This is a genomic window from Deltaproteobacteria bacterium (assembly GCA_011773515.1).
Classification (GTDB): Bacteria; Desulfobacterota; Deferrimicrobia; order J040; family J040; genus WVXK01.
The window spans coordinates 1-1,080 of the sequence record WVXK01000092.1 but is presented as its reverse complement, the minus strand read 5'-3'; the positions used below and the strand labels follow the sequence as shown (position 1 = coordinate 1,080).

Annotated in this window: 2 protein-coding genes; both read left to right on the top strand. The window is 61.0% G+C overall.

Annotated elements, in window-relative coordinates:
- Positions 1-537: hypothetical protein (locus GTN70_09615; GenBank protein ID NIO17234.1), on the top strand; the 537-nt coding region annotated here is incomplete at its 5' end.
- Between the two features lie 19 nt (positions 538-556).
- Positions 557-1,080: hypothetical protein (locus GTN70_09610; GenBank protein ID NIO17233.1), on the top strand; the 524-nt coding region annotated here is incomplete at its 3' end.

The following is a 1,080-nucleotide window of genomic DNA, read 5'->3' as shown; positions in this document are numbered from 1 at the left end:
AGGAAAGCAGATGCGACTCACAACGGCAGCACCAATGCCAGGACAGTGGACGCCGGTATCCGCACCGTCAGTGAGGAGGGGGGCACTGGCACCGATCTCGATGACTACGAGACCACGTATGAGTGCAGCATCGATGGGGCTGCTGGGCCCTCCGGCTCTGGGACCAGCTTCGATGTCAGCCTCACTTACGGCGATAATGCCGTCTGCAGCTTCACGAACAGCCGCCTGCCTACCGTGGAGGTGGAGAAGGCCCTGGTGCCCTCCACCGACGAAGGTCGGTTCAACCTCTACATTGACGAAACCGGGTACGCAAACAAAGGCCACGGTGAGAGCACTCTGGAGCAGGCCGTGATCAGCGGTACCCACACCATCAGTGAGACCGCCTTCATCGGCTTCAGCCTCGATGACTACGAGACCACCTATGAGTGCAGCATCGATGGGGCTGCTGGGCCCTCCGGGTCTGGCACCAGCGTCGATATCAGCCTCACTTACGGCGATAACGCCGTCTGCAGCTTCACGAACAGCCGCCTNNGGTGAGAGCACTCTGGAGCAGGCGGTGATCAGCGGTACCCACACCATCAGTGAGACCGCCTTTGTCGGCTTCAGCCTCGATGACTACGACACGAGCTATGAGTGCAGCATCGATGGGGCTGCTGGACCCTCCGGGTCTGGCAGCAGCGTGGATGTCAACCTCACTTACGGCGATAACGCCGTCTGCATCTTCACCAACAGCCGGCTGCCCACCCTGGAGGTGAAGAAGCTTCTGGATCCCACGGGCGATCCTGGGCTGTTCGATCTGTTGATCGATGGAGTGGTTAGGAAAGCAGATGCGACTCACAACGGCACGACCGACGCCAGGACCGTGGACGCGGGTATCCTGACCGTCAGTGAGGAGGGGGGCACTGGCACCGATCTCGATGACTACGACACGAGCTATGAGTGCACCATCGATGGGGCTGCTGGGCCCTCCGGGTCTGGCACCAGCGTCGATGTCAGCCTCACTTACGGCGATAACGCCGTCTGCAGCTTCACCAACAGCCGCCTGCCCACCCTGGAGGTGAAGAAGCTTCTGGATCCCAC